Here is a 1,031-nt window from a genome sequence, read left to right as displayed (position 1 = left end):
CTGAGGACAAGCCCTCGGCCTATTAGTACCGGTCAACTCCACACGTTACCGTGCTTCCATATCCGGCCTATCAACCCAGTCGTCTGCTGGGAGCCTTACCCCATCAAGTGGGTGGGAGCCCTCATCTCGAAGCAGGCTTCCCGCTTAGATGCTTTCAGCGGTTATCCCTCCCGAACGTAGCCAACCAGCCATGCCCTTGGCAGAACAACTGGCACACCAGAGGTTCGTCCGTCCCGGTCCTCTCGTACTAGGGACAGCCCTTCTCAAGACTCCTGCGCGCACAGCGGATAGGGACCGAACTGTCTCACGACGTTCTAAACCCAGCTCGCGTACCGCTTTAATGGGCGAACAGCCCAACCCTTGGGACCGACTCCAGCCCCAGGATGCGACGAGCCGACATCGAGGTGCCAAACCATCCCGTCGATATGGACTCTTGGGGAAGATCAGCCTGTTATCCCCGGGGTACCTTTTATCCGTTGAGCGACGGCGCTTCCACAAGCCACCGCCGGATCACTAGTCCCGACTTTCGTCCCTGCTCGACCCGTCGGTCTCACAGTCAAGCTCCCTTGTGCACTTACACTCACCACCTGATTGCCAACCAGGCTGAGGGAACCTTTGGGCGCCTCCGTTACCCTTTAGGAGGCAACCGCCCCAGTTAAACTACCCATCAGACACTGTCCCCGATCCGGATCACGGACCCGGGTTAGACATCCAGCACGACCAGACTGGTATTTCAACGACGACTCCACCCGAACTGGCGTCCGGGCTTCACGGTCTCCCAGCTATCCTACACAAGCCGAACCGAACACCAATATCAAACTGTAGTAAAGGTCCCGGGGTCTTTCCGTCCTGCTGCGCGAAACGAGCATCTTTACTCGTAGTGCAATTTCACCGGGCCTATGGTTGAGACAGTCGAGAAGTCGTTACGCCATTCGTGCAGGTCGGAACTTACCCGACAAGGAATTTCGCTACCTTAGGATGGTTATAGTTACCACCGCCGTTTACTGGCGCTTAAGTTCTCAGCTTCGCCC

The 1,031-nt window shown here is 57.1% G+C and carries 1 rRNA gene; it reads right to left on the bottom strand.

Going from position 1 to position 1,031, the window contains the following annotated elements:
• Positions 1 to 2: 2 nt before the first annotated feature.
• A 23S ribosomal RNA gene (locus ACZ56B_RS32915) occupies positions 3 to 1,031 on the bottom strand; the annotation flags it as partial.

This window comes from Streptomyces sp. NPDC034670, assembly GCF_055574875.1.
This window is presented reverse-complemented; position numbering and strand designations above follow the sequence as displayed.